The sequence below is a fragment of the Hymenobacter defluvii genome, from assembly GCF_017589435.1.
Classification (GTDB): domain Bacteria; phylum Bacteroidota; class Bacteroidia; order Cytophagales; family Hymenobacteraceae; genus Hymenobacter; species Hymenobacter profundi.
This window is the reverse complement of the sequence record NZ_JAGETX010000067.1, coordinates 1-1345: the sequence shown is the minus strand read 5'-3', so window position 1 is coordinate 1345 and position 1345 is coordinate 1. Positions and strand designations below refer to the sequence as shown.

Annotated in this window: 1 protein-coding gene; it reads left to right on the top strand. The window is 40.7% G+C overall.

Annotated elements, in window-relative coordinates:
• A partial coding sequence (tsf, locus tag J4D97_RS22905) for a translation elongation factor Ts (protein ID WP_208309616.1) occupies window positions 1–659 on the top strand: 659 nt, incomplete at its 5' end.
• Window positions 660–1345 lie beyond the last annotated feature (686 nt).

Below are 1345 nucleotides of genomic sequence, written 5' to 3'. Positions count from 1 at the left end.
GCGTAGTGCTGGTAAACGTAAGCGAAGATGGCACTACTGGCAAACTGGTAGCCCTGGCTTGCGAAACCGAGCCAGTTGCTAAAGTAGAAGACTTCCGCAAGCTCGCTCAGCAAGTATTGGACGCCGCTGTGAAGTCGGATGCTGGTACCAAGGAAGACTTGCTAGCCGCAAAGCAGGAAGATGGCCGCTCGCTGCAAGAGCACATCACTGACCTGATGGGCAAAATTGGTGAGAAGCTGGACATCGTAGCATACGAAACGCTGACTGCTGAGAAAGTTGCTTCGTACATCCACTCCGACAATAAAAAGGGTGTGCTGGTAGGCCTGAAGAACGTAGGCGACGCCAACACTAATGAGGTAGGCCGCGACGTAGCCATGCAGATTGTAGCTATGAAACCCGTTGCTGTTGACAAAGACGGTGTAGACTCTGCTACTGTAGAGCGCGAAATTGAGATTGGCAAGGAGCAGGCTCGTGCTGAAGGCAAGCCTGAGGCTATGTTGGAGAAAATTGCTCAAGGCAAACTCAACAAGTTCTACAAGGAGAACACCTTGCTCAACCAAGAGTTCGTGAAAGACAACTCTGTTACTATCGCTCAGTTGCTTGACAAAACCAGCAAAGGCATGACTGTAACTGACTTCAAGCGTGTTGCTATTGCATAACCACGCCTGAGTATAAATTTCTCTTTCAAAAGAAAGAGCCCGTTACCTATTGGTAGCGGGCTCTTTCTTTTTATTCATACTGGTCATAAACAGTAGCATCATAACAAATAATTGTACTTAAATTATATAATATAATATGATTTTATCATATTATACATATTAAATATAAATATTATACAAATACATATAATTAAGTCAGCTAACCTAAATTTTGGATCTTCGCGTACGTAAACTGGGTCGAAATAGATTTACTATATTCCCAAAATTGTAAAGCGAATTCTATAAAATAGAAATTTAGTTTCATTTATATAACAAAATTTATAAATAATCTAATATAATTGTACTATTAAAATAAATATTCAAATGCTTTCAAATACAACTCAGTTGGCAAATTGCGCTATTTACCGTGTACAGAACTGAATTTATCGAAGATACAGTGGGTTCAAACCCTTTATTAACATCATTTTACGAATAGATTATGTCCATTTTTTTATTGAGTTTTGTGTTATCAAAATCAATGGCACTTTTACAACAACACAGCTCATTATGAAACTCAGCGCCAACCCATTTCATCCCATTTCGGGAGAACTACTCTCGGTATACCGCGACGCTTACCTCCGTGGCGACCTATCGACTGAAAACACGACGCTTGTTGATGCTTACATCAAAGCGAACAGTGCACATGC